Source organism: Acinetobacter sp. 25-47-130, from assembly GCF_056779705.1.
In genome coordinates, this window is the sequence record NZ_JBWYII010000006.1 from 74,659 (window position 1) to 92,367 (window position 17,709).

General features: G+C 37.9%; 16 protein-coding genes. 9 read left to right on the forward strand and 7 right to left on the reverse strand.

The annotated features are described in order from the left end of the window. The 5 genes from AC1M83_RS09045 to AC1M83_RS09065 all read right to left on the reverse strand — a co-directional run bounded on the left by AC1M83_RS09045 (window position 1) and on the right by AC1M83_RS09065 (window position 7,344). Window positions 1-783, reverse strand: a complete 783-nt coding sequence (locus AC1M83_RS09045) for a YdcF family protein (RefSeq protein WP_481590489.1) — start codon at window positions 781-783, stop codon at window positions 1-3. A 99-nt stretch (window positions 784-882) separates the two neighbouring features. Continuing rightward, window positions 883-3,498: a PepSY domain-containing protein gene (locus AC1M83_RS09050; RefSeq protein ID WP_481590490.1), complete on the reverse strand. Its 2,616-nt coding sequence runs from the start codon at window positions 3,496-3,498 to the stop codon at window positions 883-885. 155 nt (window positions 3,499-3,653) lie between these two features. Next, entirely contained in the window at window positions 3,654-4,214 is a 561-nt protein-coding gene (locus AC1M83_RS09055; protein ID WP_035268336.1) for a YcxB family protein, read from the reverse strand. A gap of 101 nt (window positions 4,215-4,315) precedes the next feature. Further along, the gene (gene yccS / locus AC1M83_RS09060) at window positions 4,316-6,490 is read right to left on the reverse strand and encodes a YccS family putative transporter (protein ID WP_180028073.1); all 2,175 of its coding nucleotides are present in this window, start codon (window positions 6,488-6,490) and stop codon (window positions 4,316-4,318) included. A gap of 146 nt (window positions 6,491-6,636) precedes the next feature. After that, complete coding sequence (locus tag AC1M83_RS09065) at window positions 6,637-7,344, reverse strand: nitroreductase (RefSeq protein ID WP_481590491.1); 708 nt, start codon at window positions 7,342-7,344, stop codon at window positions 6,637-6,639. Between the two features lie 376 nt (window positions 7,345-7,720). Between AC1M83_RS09065 and AC1M83_RS09070 the strand changes: the two genes are divergently transcribed. The 5 genes from AC1M83_RS09070 to AC1M83_RS09090 all read left to right on the forward strand — a co-directional run bounded on the left by AC1M83_RS09070 (window position 7,721) and on the right by AC1M83_RS09090 (window position 12,876). Then, window positions 7,721-8,974, forward strand: coding sequence for a DcaP family trimeric outer membrane transporter (locus tag AC1M83_RS09070; protein WP_481587266.1), 1,254 nt, complete (start codon window positions 7,721-7,723; stop codon window positions 8,972-8,974). 508 nt (window positions 8,975-9,482) lie between these two features. Beyond that, on the forward strand, window positions 9,483-10,730 hold the full coding sequence (gene gltS, locus AC1M83_RS09075) for a sodium/glutamate symporter (RefSeq protein WP_481589128.1): 1,248 nt from the start codon (window positions 9,483-9,485) through the stop codon (window positions 10,728-10,730). 131 nt (window positions 10,731-10,861) lie between these two features. Further along, window positions 10,862-11,857 carry a patatin-like phospholipase family protein gene (locus tag AC1M83_RS09080; RefSeq protein WP_481590492.1) on the forward strand — a complete coding sequence of 332 codons (996 nt, stop codon included), beginning with the start codon at window positions 10,862-10,864 and terminating at the stop codon, window positions 11,855-11,857. 153 nt (window positions 11,858-12,010) lie between these two features. Then, window positions 12,011-12,190 (forward strand): hypothetical protein, encoded by a 180-nt coding sequence (locus AC1M83_RS09085; protein ID WP_035268348.1) that lies wholly within the window; start codon window positions 12,011-12,013, stop codon window positions 12,188-12,190. A 170-nt stretch (window positions 12,191-12,360) separates the two neighbouring features. Beyond that, window positions 12,361-12,876: an acyl-CoA thioesterase gene (locus AC1M83_RS09090; protein WP_035268353.1), complete on the forward strand. Its 516-nt coding sequence runs from the start codon at window positions 12,361-12,363 to the stop codon at window positions 12,874-12,876. A gap of 31 nt (window positions 12,877-12,907) precedes the next feature. Here AC1M83_RS09090 and AC1M83_RS09095 read toward each other — a convergent pair whose 3' ends face one another. Then, window positions 12,908-13,258: a hypothetical protein gene (locus AC1M83_RS09095; RefSeq protein WP_228143104.1), complete on the reverse strand. Its 351-nt coding sequence runs from the start codon at window positions 13,256-13,258 to the stop codon at window positions 12,908-12,910. Between the two features lie 225 nt (window positions 13,259-13,483). Beyond that, entirely contained in the window at window positions 13,484-13,714 is a 231-nt protein-coding gene (locus tag AC1M83_RS09100) for a hypothetical protein (protein ID WP_035268355.1), read from the reverse strand. Window positions 13,715-14,295: 581 nt separating this feature from the next. Between AC1M83_RS09100 and AC1M83_RS09105 the strand changes: the two genes are divergently transcribed. The 4 genes from AC1M83_RS09105 (at window position 14,296) to sbmA (ending at window position 17,672) form a co-directional block, all read left to right on the forward strand. Then, window positions 14,296-15,297, forward strand: coding sequence for a CobW family GTP-binding protein (locus AC1M83_RS09105; protein WP_481590493.1), 1,002 nt, complete (start codon window positions 14,296-14,298; stop codon window positions 15,295-15,297). 102 nt (window positions 15,298-15,399) lie between these two features. Next, window positions 15,400-15,930, forward strand: a complete 531-nt coding sequence (locus tag AC1M83_RS09110; RefSeq protein WP_035268360.1) for a YaeQ family protein — start codon at window positions 15,400-15,402, stop codon at window positions 15,928-15,930. A 38-nt stretch (window positions 15,931-15,968) separates the two neighbouring features. Then, window positions 15,969-16,307, forward strand: coding sequence for an FKBP-type peptidyl-prolyl cis-trans isomerase (locus AC1M83_RS09115; RefSeq protein WP_035268363.1), 339 nt, complete (start codon window positions 15,969-15,971; stop codon window positions 16,305-16,307). Window positions 16,308-16,472: 165 nt separating this feature from the next. After that, a complete protein-coding gene (gene sbmA / locus AC1M83_RS09120; protein ID WP_481590494.1) occupies window positions 16,473-17,672 on the forward strand; it encodes a peptide antibiotic transporter SbmA in 1,200 nt (399 codons plus the stop codon). Window positions 17,673-17,709 lie beyond the last annotated feature (37 nt).

Below are 17,709 nucleotides of genomic sequence, written 5' to 3' on the forward strand. Positions count from 1 at the left end.
TTAGTATTCTTTTAAGATCCAGCCACTAATATAAGCAAAATATTCTCTAAGCCATGCGTTATATCGTGTGGTTAAAGGAGTTTCAGCACTGACTGATGTGATTTGGGTATAACCTTGAAATCGGGCAATGGCTGCAGCACGTGGGGTATGAAAATCACTGGTGACAACCACAATATGACTATCTTGGTTTAAGTCTATTTTGTTTAGCAGCGGAACACTGTTTTTTAAATTGAGTTCGGTGCTGGTGCTTTGACTTTCTTCAAATATACGCTGTGGGTGAATACGATACTTGTCGATCAAATATGCTTTCATCACTGCAGCTTCAGTAATTTTCTGATCAAAACCTAAACCGCCAGTTACAATAATAGAACTACTGGAATATTGAGCGGCGATCGTTGCACCTTGGTCTAATCGAGCCTGAAGCGTTGGGGAGGGTTGGTTATTGATTAAACCACTACCCAAAATAATAATCGCATCAGGTGGTGTATTCATGATGGGGGAATGATTTGGTTTAGCTAAAAAATTAAAAAAAATAGCCAAGCTGATTAACCAGATGGAAAAAATTGTCCATCCCATTTTCCAAAACAAGTTAAAGTTAGAATGATTCAAACGGTAGTGTTGGATTTTCTTATTAAAAAACAGACATACAATGATCATTATGCCAATAAATGCTGGAAGTACAGTACCTAAATGAATTTTATTTTGACTGATTAAAATGATTCCATCGATTAATAGTATCAATGCTATTAACCAAGCGAAAAATTTTAAAATCCTTATATACATTCGATGTCATCACTAGTGGGAAATGAGAAAAAGTATATCGCATAAAAAACCGAGCAGATTAAATAAAAATCGTGCTCGGTTTTGATCATAATAACCGTGTTAGTAAACGTCTCTACGGTAGCGACCAGCTTGTCTTAATTCATCTACAGTAGTTTCACCTAAGATTTCAATTAAGGCTAGATCAACATCGCTTGCCATACCATTGATACTGCCGCACACATAGATTACAGCACCTTGATGAATCCATTTAACGACTTCATCCGCATTTTGACGCAGAATATGGTGTACATAGACTTTTTCTGGTTGGTCTCGAGAGAACGCGAGATCAATACGCTTTAACATCGCTGTATTTTGCCAAGCTTCGATTGTTTCTTTATAAAAGAAATCATGTTCGCGTTGGCGTTCACCGAAGATGAGCCAGTTGTCAGTGTAGTCCAAACGTACGCGAGCTGAAATTAAGCTCATTAGACCTGCGATTCCTGTCCCGTTACCGATACAAATAATCGGTCGATTATCATCAATTAAATGGAATGATTCATTGGTTCGAATACGAAGTTGTACCTGACTACCAACCGCAACATGATGTGTTAACCAGCCTGAGCCTAAGCCGAGTTGCTGCTGTTCATCACGTTGTTGACGTACCACCAAGCGCATCATGCCTTGAGTTGGAATACTTGCGATCGAATATTCACGAGTAGGTAAATTTTCAAGCTGCTCAACGAGTTCCTCAGCTGTAGCAAATGGCTGAATCTCGCTATTTAAATTTTTATTCCACAGGCTTTCAACTAAGGTTTGACCTGTAGTTGCGAGAACTAAAGCCTCATCTAAGTTGTGCTGTTGTAAAAATGCTTGAATACGTTCAATGCTATTGCCGGGTTGAATTTCCGCAATATCTCCAGCTTGCCAGATCGCGTCGTGATCAGACTCAAGCTCTAAATTATAAGCTGGTTGACCCAAACTGTTTGGATTAAGCAGTGTACGTTTTTGAAGTTTCCATTGATCAAAGACTTTATCAATAGATAGTGTTGCTAATTCCAATTGAGCAGCTTGTGCGAGTGCATCTGTCCAATTTTGAATATCTTGGTTATTGGCATTGTCCACTTCAATCACATTAAAGAGGGGAGTTGCACCAGATGCATTGAACCAGTCATAAATACGATGACCAAAACTACAATAAGTGTCAGGATATTCACGTGAACCAAGTGCCATAACTGCGAATTGAGCATGACTTAGATTCAGTGGATGAGACATCAATTTCTTTTCAAAGCTTGCAGCTAAGTCTGGAGCTTCACCTGTACCGTAAGTACTCGCGACCACTAGAATTTGAGATGCTGTTTGTAGCTCATTAGTGGTCAGGCTTTGCACTGATTTAACAGTGACGGGTTGGCGTGCTGCTTGCAGAATTGAAGCTGTACGCCAAGCCAATTGCTCGGATACACCAGTTTGACTTGCATAAGCGATGAGCCAAGGTTTGGCATTTGGATCAACATCAACCACTGCTAAATTTTGCTTCGCTTCACGGGTCAATTGTTTTTGCTTGCGGCGTTTGAGGTAGAGCATCCAACCCGTCACAAAGAATAACGGCATAGCGAGTGCAGCTAACATCGCGAAGAACTGGTAAATAGGACCAAAGAAGCTGCCACGGTGTACAGGTAACATGCTGCTCATGATTTTTTCATTGAGCTTTTTGTCTTCGTACAATTCAACATCTTTCAATTGATTCGTATTTAAGTCGACAGTCGCTTTGTTACGAGCACGTTCATGTTGCGGAACAGGATCAACGAAACTCAGTTCTAATTCACCGTTTGCACGTTTAGGAATGGTGAAGGTTACGGAAGAAAATTGATTTTTAAACTGTTGATTAAATGTAGACCAAGATTGGTTGAGCGCAAATTGAATGTGTTCTGTTTGGAGTGATTTACGCTCTTCACGTCCTTCACGTCCTTCACGTCCTTCACGTCCTTCACGTCCTTCACGTCCTTCACGTTGAGCGTTTGGTCCAGCATTTGAACCAGGACCACCCGCTTGCATTTGGGGTTGCGGGCGCTCAACACCAAGCACTTTAAACATGCCGTTGCGCCACCAGTCATATGACCAATATAAACCTGTACAAGCCAACATGAGATAGAAAATGGCCACCCATGTTCCAACGACTGCGTGTAAATCCCAAATAAAGTTTCGACCTTTTAATTTGGGTTTAACTGAAAACCATTGTTTGAAACTGTGTTTTTTCGGCCAACGTAGATATAAGCCACTGAGGACAAAGAAAATAAGAATCAGTGTACATGCACCGGTAATTTGTTTTCCAACAGGTCCGACTGTCAAGTTACGATGAAGTTGTTGTACGAATGCGAAGAATTTTCGACCTTTAATTTCAGGAAGTAATTCAGCACTGTAGGGATTAATCATCATGGTTAAACCACGACGTTCACCTTCCTTCGCAACATTGATACTCGATGAGTCAGTAGGTTGAGCAGTAATCGTAATGCTATTGATTTTAAGATCAGGATGCTCCTGCTGGAAATGTTGATAAATTTCAGCTGGCGTTAATTTTGGGCGTTGTTCAGCAACAACTGTATAACTTTCCTGATTGATCAGCTTGATAATTTGCTGCTCATAAGAATATATTGCCCCAGTGACACCCATAAGTGCCAAAATAAGGCCTGCTGTTATTCCGAAAAACCAGTGTAACTGGAAAAATATTTTCTTGAACATAAGGGTCTGAGTGAATTGGAATTTTTGAATGGTGCGATTATAACCTAACTCAAAAAAAGTGGAATGTATTTGAAGATAATATTTATTCTCATTCTCATATAAAAAATTGTGATAAAAAAACCTCCAAAGTTGGAGGTTTTAATATAAAGCCGTATTTACAGTGATTTTGGCTCACCAACGCTTTCTTTGAGATGTTTACGGATGGTCTCGAAAGAGAAATTTTTGCTGTTCATTCGTTTTGGCAAGATATAAGCGCCTTGCTGACCTTTAACTTTAAAGTTCACCAAAATGAAATCTGGCGTGTTATACCACTCATAGATATCTTTCCAACCAATTGAACCTACACCTTCTTGTAGTCCCATTTTTTGACGCATCACGATACCATGAGGCTGAACACCTAATTTAATTCCAGTAATTTCTTGTACTGGAAACTCATTCATTTTACGTTTAGCGTACCATTCTAGTCCAAACTTTCGCACTAAAAAGTATGTCAGCACACAGACTAAAGCCACCCAGCAAAATACAGTAGAGTAATTTTTAATAAAAATTAGACCCAAAATTGCAAGCGCAGTAATTGCACCCATAATAGCCCAAGCTTTAGTTCCAATTTTATTTGTGCTGCGCCAGATTGCGAGTTGCGCATGGCGTTGTTCAGCTTCAGTAACCTCGTAAGGAACGGGTTGTAAAGTGTAGGCGTATAAGTTTTTTGCAGTCATAGTTTCGTTAACAAAATGTGTATATCTGAGCAGAGTTTAGCATTAAATTAATACAATCAGGGAGTATATTGTACTAATTTACTGCCTTGAAAATTCAACATTTACAGTGATGCCAATGCGCTGGATTGAGTATCATGTTCATGACTTAAACTTTGTTTTAAGGTACTCAATCGTCTTAATACACCAAGCATTAAAGAAAGTTGCTGTAAAACAATCAATGATTTATGTGAATCCTGATCATCTTTATTCAAACGTTCACGAATCGCGGACTCCAAATTTGTCAGATTTAGCTCAGGGAATTCATCTCGCAAAAAAGCACCTTGGATATCATTTAACGCTTGCTGAAGTAGCTCTAATGTTGACTGATCTTGAATTTTTTCACGGTGTGCACCTAGCGCAGCAATATAGCTGATAAATGTATGATTGAGACAGAGGAACTCAAATGCTAAAGCTTTTTGTGTTGGATCAAAATCAGGTTCTGTTGCTAATGTCGATATGAGTGATGCAACATCAGCATCACGATTATGTGCAGTGCGGCGGACTACGCGGTAGTTCAAACTGTTATTACGTCCATGATGGTACTGTTGGACGACTTCAGTAAGATACTGGCATTGAGCTTCAAGTGAACGTCTGATTGAATGGGGGAGTCGTCTGAATTTCCAATCTGGAAAAATAAAGCTCACCCCAAACCATGCCAATGCACAGCCAATTAAAGTATCTAACATTCGAGGAAATGCCGCTTGAAAACCTAAACCGTCCAAATTGAAATTAATTAAGGCTAAGATCGTAATAAAGGCAGTGGCTTGCGCATATTGCTTACTGCGTAATTCAAAAAATAGGACACCACTCACAATTAATAATAAAAGTTGACCTTCGACAGAAGGAACGAAATACAGAATTGCAAAACCAAGAATAATGCCACCAAGTGTTCCCATGATCCTGAGTCTCAGTCGACGTTTTGTGGCGTTGAAGTTTGGTTGACTAACAAATAGGGCTGTTAACAGTACCCAATAACCGTATTCGATATTGGTCACTTGAACAAAAACATATCCGATGAAAAGTACGATGGAAACACGAATTGCATGTCGAAAGAGTACGGATTCAGGGGTTAAATTTTGTTTGATACGAGAAACGATATCTTCCCAACCTTTCAGATCGTCATCTTTAAGTTGGTTTTCTAAATGTTTAGTGCGGTCAAATTTAATATGCCGTTCAGTTTCAAGATTTCGTAATTGAGCATCGATGGCTTTTAAGTTCTGGAGTAAGGCAAAAAGAGCATTGACCCAGATAAGATCATGTTTTTGTTCATCACGGATTTTTTCTAATGACTTTCTGAGATTACTAAATGCATGTTCAAAACGTGGATTATGCTGGTAAGTTGTGCGATTTAAGATGCTTTCACTTAAATCTTTACAGGCTTTTGCTTGCAGTGTAAGAATACGTTGGAAGCGAAATAAAATATCACTATGTTCAAAGGCTTTGGTTAATTGTTGATAATCAATATGTGCCGAGTCAGCGCGCTCGTGAATGTCCTGTGCAATAAAATAATATTGTAAGCTGCGACGGGTATCACTTTGACCACGATCTCCTTTTAATCGGGTAAGGAGTGTGGTTTTCATATCATTAAAGATACCTACTAGTTTCCCATTTTCCAGCGACAAGCTGATCATACTTTTTTGGTAGCTATTCGCTGTCATATCCACATCAAAGAGATTGGATTTAGCAAAAAGGAAATCACCGAGTGAAGAATAGCTTTTCGAGAGTTGATCTTGAACTTGTCGAGCAGGAAAAAGCAAGAAACTAAGCGTAGACAAGATCCCATACCAAATGGCACCAATCACCAAAAGACTGGGTTGCATGTACCATTCGTCAAAAATATCAACACCTAGCATGGCATAGACAGAAATTACTAAGCAACCATATGAGATGGTGGCATAACGTCTGCCTAATGAGCCTAGTAAAATGAGACCAATACAAGAGATGATCAGGCCTGAAGCAAAAAGCACAGGATATGGGAATAACAATTGAACAGAAGCTGCCGCAATAAAGAACCCAATATAGGTATAAATCAGATTCATGATACGTACTGAGAAGCGATCATCGATGTCGCTCAGCCCAGCAGCAACAACTCCTAATGTTAATGGAATCGTCATCAATTGCTGATCTAACAGATAGGGAATAAACGCGGTACCTGCGAAAGCCACAATCATCCGCAGGTTATACATGAATGAAGTATTATAGGTTGCTTTTTTAAGCTGAATCAGCCATTTGTTCAAACCAGAACCCTTTATAAATAGAGGATAGGGATAGATGAATATTAGTTGAATATTCATCTAATTTAAATTGGAATTATATGCTTGAAACTGACTGTTTGTCTGTATTAAACCACTCAAACTGGATGAGTGTTTTAATCCTTAAAAAATCAGTCTTCCAAGAAAACAGCAAACTCTTCAACTGGAACTCGAGGTGTTCTAAACGTATTTACAAGCGCATCGGTGTCGGCATAGCCTAAAGCCATTCCACAAACGAGCTCTTCGTTGGCAGGAGCTTCAAGAACATCAGTGACGATTTGATGAAAATGATTCCAGGCCGCTTGAGGGCATGTGTCTAAACCACGTGCTTTTGCTGCTAGCATAACATTTTGAATCATCATGGAAATATCCATTTTAGAGCCAATGCCCATGGCTTTATCCACGGTAAAGAAAATGCCAACAGGTGCATCAAATAATTGATAGTTTCTAAGATGTTGTGCAGCCATCTTATCCTTTTCACCTTTTTGAATGCCCAGCACTCCATAAAGTCCCCAACCATTTTCACGACGACGATCGATATACGGGGAAATCCATGTTTCTGGATAATAAGCAAAAGTCTCGTTGTATTGTTGAGCAAGTTCAGGGTTTTGATAAAGTTGCATTTGTGCATGACAAACTTGATCAATTAAACGTTGACGACGTGCGCCTGTCACCACATAGACTTTCCAGGGTTGAGTATTTGTGCCAGAAGGTGCTCTTGATGCGACTTCTAAGATTTCTTGGATAAGTTTTGTGTCTACGGGGTGATCTAAAAAGGCACGTATAGATTGGCGGCCAGTGATCACTTCATCAACGGCTTGAGTATGTTCTGTGGACATTGCAACTCCTATTTGAATAATTTTGGATGATCCATGATGTCTCTACGACTAAGGTATAATTTTGAATATGCTTTTAAATAAAGATTTTATAAATTATACAGATATAAACTTTTTTCAATTCATCATCAGAAATTGTGATTGAGAAAATTGGTTTTGACAATAAAAAACATTTAATTATGAAACATAAGTTGCTAGATTAAGTTACAACGAATACACATTATGTTACGTATTTATTTTAATCAATTCATCAAATTTTAAAAAAAGCAGTTTAGTGCATCGTTGATTATTTTAAATTAATCAAACGTTGTGATTGGGATTCAGCAGGTTGACCAAGCATATATGCACGGATGTAAGATGAAATAATTGGAGATTTTTAATGAGTCAATCAAAACATCAAACATTTTTAAAGAAAAGTTTAGCAATCGCAGTTGCAACTTTTGCAGTTTCTACTGCACAAGCAGCGACTGAAAAAGATGAAATTCAAAAATTACGCCAAGAAGTTGAAGCGTTAAAAGCTTTAATTCAACAGCAACATCAAGTACAACAACAGCAGCAAGTACAATTGGCTGAAGTTAAAGCTCAACCAGTAGCAGCAGCGCCTACAAACTTGAAAACTAAAGCAGGTGCTGAAGTGAATCTATATGGTTTTGTACGTGGGGATGCGAACTATATCATTGAAGGTGCTGACAATGACTTTAATGCTGTAAACAGCGTTGGAACGAGTAATAATCCGTTAGTTGAAGATAAATTACGTGCAACTGCAAAAACAACACGTCTTGGTTTAGATTTCAAATCTAAAGTAGAAGGGGCAGACGTTGGTGGTAAAGTAGAAGTGGACTTTGCAGGCTCAAATGAAGCATTACGTATTCGTCATGCGTATTTAACACTAAATAATTGGTTATTCGGTCAAACTACTTCAAACTTCTTGTCAAATCATGCTCCAGAAATGATCGATTTTGGTACCAACATTGGTGGCGGAACAAACCGTTTACCGCAAGTGCGTTGGTCTCACAAATTAGCGCCAACAACTCAATTATTTATTTCAGCTGAAGAGGGTAATTCTACTGGAGATGGTATTAAATACCGTCTTCCAACTTTAACTGCAAAAGTCACGCAAGCTTATGCAGAGGGTAAAGGTAATGCTTCAGCTCGTGCCTTAATCGAAAATTATAAATCTGATACCGCTGGTGATGATAAGACTGGTTTTGGTGTAGCGATCGGTACAAATTACCAAATTAGCGAACCACTCAAAGTATCTGCTGACGTGTCTTATGTAAAAGGAAACAGCAACTATTTATATGGCTCAAATAGTGCTTATGTTGTCGATGCAAATAACAACATTGAACAAAATGAGTTTATTGCAACGCAAGTGGGTGCTACATATAAGTTCTCACCTCAGTTACGCTCAACACTGGCTTATGGCGCACATTATGCTGATGACAGCACGGGATATGCTAAAACTAACCCAAGTGCAAATGAAACTGTTCAACAAGCCTGGATTAACTTCATTTACACACCTGTGAAACCTGTTGATCTAGGTGTTGAATATATCAATGGTAAGCGTGAGACTTTCGCAGGTCAGAGCTATAATGATGACCGTGTAGGCCTAATGGCGAAATACAGTTTCTAAGCATGATTTATAAAAAACCGAGCATAGTCTCGGTTTTTTTCACTTGTCATTCATCAGTTCAGACTAAAGAATATCTGAATTTTGCTGATTGAATAAACAAAAGTAATGCGAATTATAAAAAAAAGTGCATAATATTCGGCTTAAACAGTGAGCAGTCCTGATCATCAGGAATTTCTTAATCATTTTAAGTTCACTAAAACATATTTAAGTGTTTGTTTGAGCCATAAATCAATTGTATCTAGCAAAACGCATGTCTAAGAATAGAGTGCGTTTTGTGCTACTGATTTATTTTGAAAAGTGTATGTTTTTTATTAACAAGATTGAATCCAATGAAATCGAGGAATTAATATATTGTTACTCAATTAAAAATTTTATCTATTCTTTTAGATAATCAATATTGAATAAGGATATGTTTATTTTTGGATGTGAGATTCGAAATAAATCTTATTGATTAAAAAACAAGCATAATATGAATTTAACAGTCATCTGTATTTGCTGAGAATTAATGATGGAATTTACTTTTAACGCTTTTTACACGTTAATTGCTGCAGTAATAGTTTTATTGCTTGGCCGTTTTCTTGTCAACAAAATCGACTTCTTAAAAAAATATAATATCCCAGAGCCTGTAGCTGGTGGTTTGGTTGCTGCCATAGTTTCGTTAATTGTTCACAATTTGTGGGGCTACAGCATTACCACGAGTAGTGAATTGCAAACCAGTTTCATGTTGGTGTTTTTTGCCTCGATTGGTTTGAGTGCAAACTTCGCCAAACTCAAAGAAGGTGGTATGGGACTGGTGATTTTCCTGGTCTGTGTCGCATCATTTATTATCGTACAAAACTTTGTCGGTATGAGCCTTGCAACGTTACTTGGTATTGATCCACTTATTGGTTTAATTGCAGGTTCTATTACCTTAACGGGTGGTCATGGTACTGCTGGTGCATGGGGTGAGATTTTAGAAGTAGAGCATGGTATTCAAGGTGCTTTAGCACTGGGTATGGCAAGTGCGACATTTGGTTTGATTATTGGTGGTTTGATTGGTGGTCCATTAGCGAAATTATTGATTAATAAGCACCAGCTCTCATCACCAGTGACTAATTCGGTTGAAAAAGACACACGTGATGCGAATGCAATTGCAAATCCGAATGATCAAGGCGAGTTTGTGCCTTTTGAAAACCGTAATCAAGTTCGTTTAATCACTGCGGATAATGCGATTACCACATTAGGGTTGTTTGCTGCGTGTTTGGCATTTGCTGAATTTATGACAGGTTATAGTAAAGGCACTTGGTTTGAGCTTCCAACTTTCGTTTGGGCATTAGGTGGTGGTGTTATCCTGCGTAACATCCTCGAAGGTCTCATGAAAGTGGAAATCTTCGATCGTGCAATTGATGTATTTGGTAATGCCTCTTTATCCTTATACCTAGCAATGGCACTTCTTTCACTTAAGTTGTGGCAATTGGCTGATCTTGCAGGCCCATTGGTTGTAATCTTAACAGCTCAAACCTTAACTATGGCTTTGTACGCAGCATTTATCACTTTCCGTGTGATGGGTAAAAACTACGATGCAGCAGTTCTTGCAGCAGGTCACTGTGGTTTCGGTATGGGAGCAACACCAACAGCTGTTGCAAACATGCAGGCGATTACAAATATGTATGGTCCTTCACATAAAGCATTCCTCATTGTACCTTTATGTGGCGCATTTTTTGTTGACTTAATTAATGCAACTGTAATTCAGATGATTTTAAAATTCTTTGCTTAACATAAAATCTTCTTAATAAAATGTCATGTACAAAAAGCCCCGCATCTGGGGCTTTTTGTCATAAAAAATTCATACAGACGACTTGTCAATGATATGCTTTCATTCAGTTTTGATTTTTAATTTCTGATGCAATGAAGAAGTTTGTACTCCTGATTTCCCTCTTACCTTTGATTGGCTTACAAGCCTGTCAACAGGTTGTAGCCAAAGCTCAGCTTTCAAAATCTGTGTCTACACCTTTGGTGAATGCTTCATCTCATATCATTAAAAATAAGCATAAGAAAACTGATGCTCCAAGTATTGCATTGGTGCTTGGTAGTGGGGGAGCGCGAGGCTATGCGCATATTGGTGTCATTGAAGTTTTAGAGCAACGTGGAATCAAGCCTGATTTTATTGTTGGTACCAGCGCAGGGAGTATAGTCGGGTCAATATATGCCAGTGGAAAATCAGTAAAATCGTTACGTGAAGTTGCATTAAATATGCAAGTCAATGATGTACGTGATTTTAACATTGGTATTCAAGGATTTTTTGATGGCGCTAAGGTTGAGAACTATGTCAATAAACAAGTGGACTTTATGCCCTTAGAACAGCTTCCTATTCCAATGTATGTGGTGGCAACAGAGTTAAAAAATGGAAATTTAACAGTATTTAACTATGGTAATACTGGGCAAGCAGTGAGAGCTTCTATCTCTATTCCAAGTATGTTTATTCCCGTAAAAATTGCTGATAAGGATTATGTTGATGGCGGTTTAGTGAGCCCTGTACCAGTCAATGTGGCGAGAGAATTAGGGGCAGATATTGTCATTGCTGTTGATATTTTGGCCCAGCCAGAGCACACGGAAACCTCGAATGTGTGGGGGATGTTTAATCAAAATATAAATATTATGCAAAATAAGATCGCGTATAACGAGCTAAAAAATGCAGATATTGTGATACAGCCAGATCTAAGAGAAAAAGCACATATCTTTGATGTTAAGGGTCGTGAAAATACGATTCAAGCAGGTATGACTGCAGCATTGAACAAAGTTAGTTTATTAGATCAGATACGTCATCGGACGATAGGACAATATGATGCTCATCAGTATCCTGCCCATGATGATAGTAAAAGAGCTGTTTGTTTAAATTGCTAAATTGAATCAGATCTTAATTGTCTCATAAAATATATATAAAAAATAAGTAAAATCATTGTTATAAATTGAATGATTGTTATATTGGGGTCATAAAAATGAGGGTTAGTACTTTATCTAACCCTTAAAAAGATGAAATATAAATTAAGGTGTAGTGTGTCAGTTTTTCAAGTTGGTCAAATTGTTTATTTAGCGTCAAATTCAGATATTACATTCGAAATAATACGAATTAACTATGATGAAACCTATGAAATCCAAGTCAAGAATCAAGCATCGTTAAAGTTAAAATACGATAATATTTCTGCTGAGATGCTTCGTTTAGTCAAAGATGAATAAATTTTAAGCAAATTTATCATAGTTTCTGAGAGTGAATGATTTCCTCTGATACTTTTAAGCTATCAAGTCTTGAAATTATTGGAGTTTGTTTCTGATTTAAACATTTTATAATCAAGAAAAAAGTTATAATAGTGTATTAAATCTCCTGTCATGATTGAGTTCTAATATTTATGTCCGAATTTAACCAAGCGTTACCGCTTGCAGATGATCAGTCTGAATTAACGATGTCTGTATTAATGACGCCGGATATGGCGAATTTCTCAGGTAATGTACATGGTGGAACAATTTTAAAGCTGCTTGACCAAGTTGCTTATGCGTGTGCAAGTCGATATTCAGGTTCTTATGTGGTAACTTTATCTGTTGATAAAGTGAACTTTAAAGAACCAATCCACGTGGGTGAGTTGGTGACTTTTTTAGCCAGTGTGAATCATGTGGGGCGTACCTCAATGGAAATTGGGATCCGCGTTGAAGCACAAAATATTCAAAAACGTACGGTACGACATACCAATAGTTGTTATTTCACAATGGTCGCTGTGGATGAACATGGGAAACCAAAACAAATTCCACCGCTAAACCTAGATAATGACTGGAAACGCTGTCGTTTTGAAGCTGCTGAGCATCGTAAAATTGCTCGTTTGAATGAAAATCATCATCCTTCTTGCAGCATATATAAGAAATCGGTTTAAGAAAAAAGACTTCACATGGTGAAGTCTTTTTTTATGGATTTTGTAGCTTGGCGAGGGTATGTCCATCGACAATCATGTACCAATTCCCTTGTGCATCCTTGTAGGGGTGACGAGTGACAATAAATTTCGTGTTGATAGGACCTAAACCTGTTTCAAATCCAGTATCTGAAAACTGTTTAATTGGAGCTGAAACGGCGGTTTTTTTACTGAGCTGATTGTTACTATATTCTATACGACCATTAGCAGTAATATTCAATTGAACACGACTGTCAGCGCTAATCCAATGTCCTACATAATCCAGTTTATCCTCTGGTAAAGGTTTGGAACATGCAACCAGCCATAGGCTGAGTATAGCTATCCCAAGAAATTTCTTCATTTTCATGTCACGTGCTTAGAATTAAATTGGCTTTTTGGTTAAAATATGTGATTTATTTGTCATTTATATCGTTTTATAATAATTATGTATATGTGTTTATCGTAATTTATAGAGAATCATTCAAAAAAACAGGCATAAAAAAGTAGAGCTGTAGCAAAGCTCTACTTTTAATCAGATCAAGCCATCGGCGGAAGACTCGGTCTAAAATTCAGTCAATTTATTTTTGATTAATTACTGAGCAGGTTGAGCTACAGGAGCTTCAGTACCTTCTTCAGCTGCAACCTCTGTACCCGGTTGAGCAGCTGTTGGTTGACCAGCAGCAGTAGTTTCAGCATTCACTGGTTGTTCTTGAGAAGAAATCAACACTTCCTGTTTTTTTTCATCTTTTGCTTCTGTTGCAGCAAATGTTGAGAAAGCTGTGAAGGCAAGTGTAGTTGCTAATAAAGTTTTAACTAAATTCATGAGTGGCATCCTTATTCAATAAAATAAATTAGAATTTAATCTCATAAGCTTTCCGAGGAGAGAAGCGAATATGAAATTAAATCTAGATCATCGCGTAAAATGTTAAAAGCTGAATCGCCTCTAATACGGTTAGCGAGTCAACGAAATTCATCCTAAGTCCAGAAGCTCAATTGGGCAATCAATGCAACAAAGTGAAACACGATAGTTAACGCACGACTAACAAACCAAGGTGTAATGTATTTTTTTTGTCTCAATGAGAGTCAATATGCCTCATAAAGTTGTCAAAAAATATGTCATGGTGAAGAAAAAAACAGCAATTTTTTTACTTAGTTTTACATTTGAAAAGGTTCGATTAGAAAATCAAAATTGAAGTTTTGAATTAAATTCAGAGTAATGATCTGTGAAATAGATTTACATATTTTTAATTTTGATTCAACAGTTCACTTATCCTATTTAATTCCAATCATTTAGTCTTTTGAATTCATGCATTCATATACATTATGAGGAAAATTATCCTAGACTTGTTTTTTAGATAAATTCCGACAAGAATCCGTACACCTCTTCAAATTCAGAGATCCATTTTGAAAGTACTTGCAACTCAGTCAGTGCCTACACATATCATTACAGGTTTTTTAGGTGCAGGGAAAACCACGCTTTTACAACAACTTCTCAAATTTAAACCTAAAAATGAGCGATGGGCTGTATTGATGAATGAGTTTGGTCAAATTGGCGTTGATCAACAGTTATTGCCAAATAATGATGGCTATGAAATCAAAGAGCTATTGGGTGGATGTCTGTGTTGTACAAGTCAATTGCCAATGCAAATTGCATTGTCTCGGTTATTACAAGAATCTCACCCAGATCGGCTATTTATAGAGCCGACAGGGTTGGGTCATCCTGCACAGTTGGTTGAACAACTGACTGAACCACATTGGCAACATCTAGTTGCCATGCGTTCTGTAGTGACCGTGATTGATGGATCTCGTTTACATGACTCTGATTGGATGAGGCAGAGTTTATATCAAGATCAGTTAAAAGCGGCTCAAGTTGTGGTTGTGTCTCATGCTTCGGACATGAATGACATGGATCGAAAAGAATTGGCTGATTTAAAACAACAATATTTAGCTTATATTCCACATTGGCTTGAAGCTGATCAAGGCAATATTCGCTTAGAACAAATTGATTATCCTTATGTGGGAATTCAGCGTTCAATGCAACCCTTATTCAAGGTTCAGCGACAGTTCAAAGCTGATGAGGAAATGCCAGCTGTAAAGCAACTTCCATATCATTACGTCGAACAGGCTCAAGGGTATATTGTGGCAGGATGGAAGCTTCCAAAACGTTGGCAGTTTGATTTTTATGAATTATTAGACATCCTTTGTGAGCTAAAACACTGGGTACGTATTAAAGGCATCTTCAATACCAACCAAGGTTGGATGACATTCAATTTTAATCCTGAACAATTCAATTACAAATCAGGCGAAGAGAATACTGATAATAGGATTGAAGTGATAACCCAGCAGAATCTAGATTGGGAGCATTTAGAGCAATCAATTCTTAAGGCGCGAATCGATGATCAATAAAATCGTTAGATCATTCAACTCAGAATACAGACGGATTGAAAAGCATTTTCTCAATGTACGCTGAATCGGGTATGCTTAGCACCAAATTTGAGGATACCCCTTATGGCGTTAAAAGCGACGATTTATAAAGCAGATTTAAACATAGCCAATATGGATGTTCATCAATATGGCGACTATCAGTTAACGATGGCTCTACATCCGTCGGAAACGATTGAACGTTTGATGGTTCGAGTATTGGCATATGCTCGTTTTGCAGATGAGCATTTAGAATTTACTAAAGATTTATTTGAAACTGATGAGCCAGCACTTTGGCAGAAAGATTTAACGGGTCAGTTAGAAAAATGGATTGAAGTGGGTAGTCCAGACGAAGATAAAGTAAAAAAAGCGAGTGCGCGTTGTAAGGAAGTTGCGGTGGTCACTTATGGATCATCAGTGGATGAATGGTATAAGCGCAACAGTAAATTGAAAACATTGAAAAATGTGCAAATCTGGCAACTCAGTGAAAAAACAACGGCACAAATCCAAGCATTGTGCGAACGTACAATGCAACTGCAATTGAATGTGATGGATGGCGAGTGGACATTGATTTCAGATCAAGGTCAAGCTGAGATTGAGTGGACTCAATTACAGTAAGCCACTAAGATTTTAACGATTAAATTTGGAGTAAGCACATGACGGCTGAATTAGAAATTATTGACTTGGTGGTAGGTGAAGGTAAAGAGGCTGTAAAAGGTGCTTTAATTACCACGCATTATACTGGTTGGTTGGAAGATGGTACGAAATTTGATTCATCATTAGACCGTGGTAATTACTTTGAGACTGTGATTGGTACAGGTCGTGTCATTAAAGGTTGGGATCAAGGTATTATTGGAATGAAAGTTGGGGGTAAGCGTAAACTGATTGTGCCTGCACATTTGGCTTATGGTGAGCGTAAAATGGGGAATATTATTCCAGCCAATTCTAATTTAATCTTTGAAATTGAATTGTACGATGTAAAAACTCGCGATTAATTAAAGTCGATGAAAAGCCCTGCATTGCGGGGCTTTTTTATGTTACAACAATCCTGAGCGTGCAATAGATATAACAAAAAATTTCTAAAAAACGCACCGACTCAGCAGAATTAGGATTACTATTCAGAAAATTCATTCAAACAAAATTAGGGATATAAGCGCTGAATGTTTAAGTCATTTTTTCCGAACCCAAAGTGGTTTTTTCTCTCTGTCGTCTTGTGGTTTTTTATTAATCTCGCTTTATGGTTTTTTGCGGATGGAAAACAATGGGGCGAATATTTAGGTTTTCCTCAAGGTTATGCAGAAGCTGAACTTGCGATTAATATCAGTCGTTTTTGGTCACCACAATTTTTGTGGTTCTATCTATGGTTCTTGGTGGCGACCGCCTTATTTGCACTGTTTTGGAAAATAAAATCAGACAATCCGTGGCAGCGTTGGTCAGTATGGGGATCTGCATTTATCCTTTTTAATATTTGGTTAACAGTACAAGTCAGCGTTGCTGTGAATGCATGGTATGTACCATTTTGGGATGCTATTCAACAGATTTTAAATTCTGGTGGTGGTGAGGTGGATAAACTCTATGCGGAATCATGGACCTTTATCAGCTTGGCCAGTATTTCAGTGACATCAGGCGTCATCAGCGCTTTCTTTACCAGTCACTATATTTTTAGATGGCGTACAGCAATGAACGAATACTATGTTCAGCATTGGGAGAAATTGCGTCATATCGAAGGTGCTTCGCAACGTGTACAGGAAGACACCATGCGTTTTGCAACGATCGTTGAGGATTTAGGGGTTGAGTTAGTCCGTGCAGTACTGATGTTAATTGCCTTTCTTCCTTTATTATTTGCATTGTCTGCGAAAGTGCCTGTTTTACCATTTATTGGTGAGTTGCAATATTCTTTAGTATGGGCAGCGATTGGATGGGCGGTATTTGGAACTGTCTTATTAATGGTGGTGGGTATGAAACTGCCAGGATTAGAATTTAATAATCAAAAAGTGGAAGCGGCATATCGTAAAGAGTTGGTGTACGGCGAAGACCATGAAAATCGTGCGCAACCTGCAACCTTAAAACAACTTTTTAAGAATATTCGTGCTAACTATTTTAAATTGTATTTCCATTATGCCTATTTCAACTTGTTTGCACGTTGGTATGGGCAATTGGACAATCTCTATATGTTATTTGTGTTGTTCCCCGCGATTGCAGCAGGCCTGTTGACACTGGGATTGATCCAACAAATTATGGGTGTATTCAATCGTGTTCGTGAGTCATTCCAATACTTGGTGAGTTCGTGGAAAACGATTATTGAGCTACTTTCTATCCGTAAACGTCTAAAAGCATTTGAATCTATTTTGGATAAGTAGTGCCCATCATGGATTTAAATTATTAAAAAAAGGCTCG

Coding starts and splice junctions, on each gene's coding strand:
- AC1M83_RS09050 (WP_481590490.1), bottom strand. CDS start 3,498: ATGTTCAAGAAAATATTTTTCCAGTTACACTGGTTTTTCGGAATAACA.
- AC1M83_RS09090 (WP_035268353.1), top strand. CDS start 12,361: ATGTCCGAATTTAACCAAGCGTTACCGCTTGCAGATGATCAGTCTGAA.
- AC1M83_RS09095 (WP_228143104.1), bottom strand. CDS start 13,258: ATGAAAATGAAGAAATTTCTTGGGATAGCTATACTCAGCCTATGGCTG.
- gltS (WP_481589128.1), top strand. CDS start 9,483: ATGGAATTTACTTTTAACGCTTTTTACACGTTAATTGCTGCAGTAATA.
- AC1M83_RS09065 (WP_481590491.1), bottom strand. CDS start 7,344: ATGTCCACAGAACATACTCAAGCCGTTGATGAAGTGATCACTGGCCGC.
- AC1M83_RS09080 (WP_481590492.1), top strand. CDS start 10,862: ATGAAGAAGTTTGTACTCCTGATTTCCCTCTTACCTTTGATTGGCTTA.
- AC1M83_RS09110 (WP_035268360.1), top strand. CDS start 15,400: ATGGCGTTAAAAGCGACGATTTATAAAGCAGATTTAAACATAGCCAAT.
- sbmA (WP_481590494.1), top strand. CDS start 16,473: ATGTTTAAGTCATTTTTTCCGAACCCAAAGTGGTTTTTTCTCTCTGTC.
- AC1M83_RS09070 (WP_481587266.1), top strand. CDS start 7,721: ATGAGTCAATCAAAACATCAAACATTTTTAAAGAAAAGTTTAGCAATC.
- AC1M83_RS09115 (WP_035268363.1), top strand. CDS start 15,969: ATGACGGCTGAATTAGAAATTATTGACTTGGTGGTAGGTGAAGGTAAA.
- AC1M83_RS09055 (WP_035268336.1), bottom strand. CDS start 4,214: ATGACTGCAAAAAACTTATACGCCTACACTTTACAACCCGTTCCTTAC.
- AC1M83_RS09045 (WP_481590489.1), bottom strand. CDS start 783: ATGTATATAAGGATTTTAAAATTTTTCGCTTGGTTAATAGCATTGATA.
- AC1M83_RS09100 (WP_035268355.1), bottom strand. CDS start 13,714: ATGAATTTAGTTAAAACTTTATTAGCAACTACACTTGCCTTCACAGCT.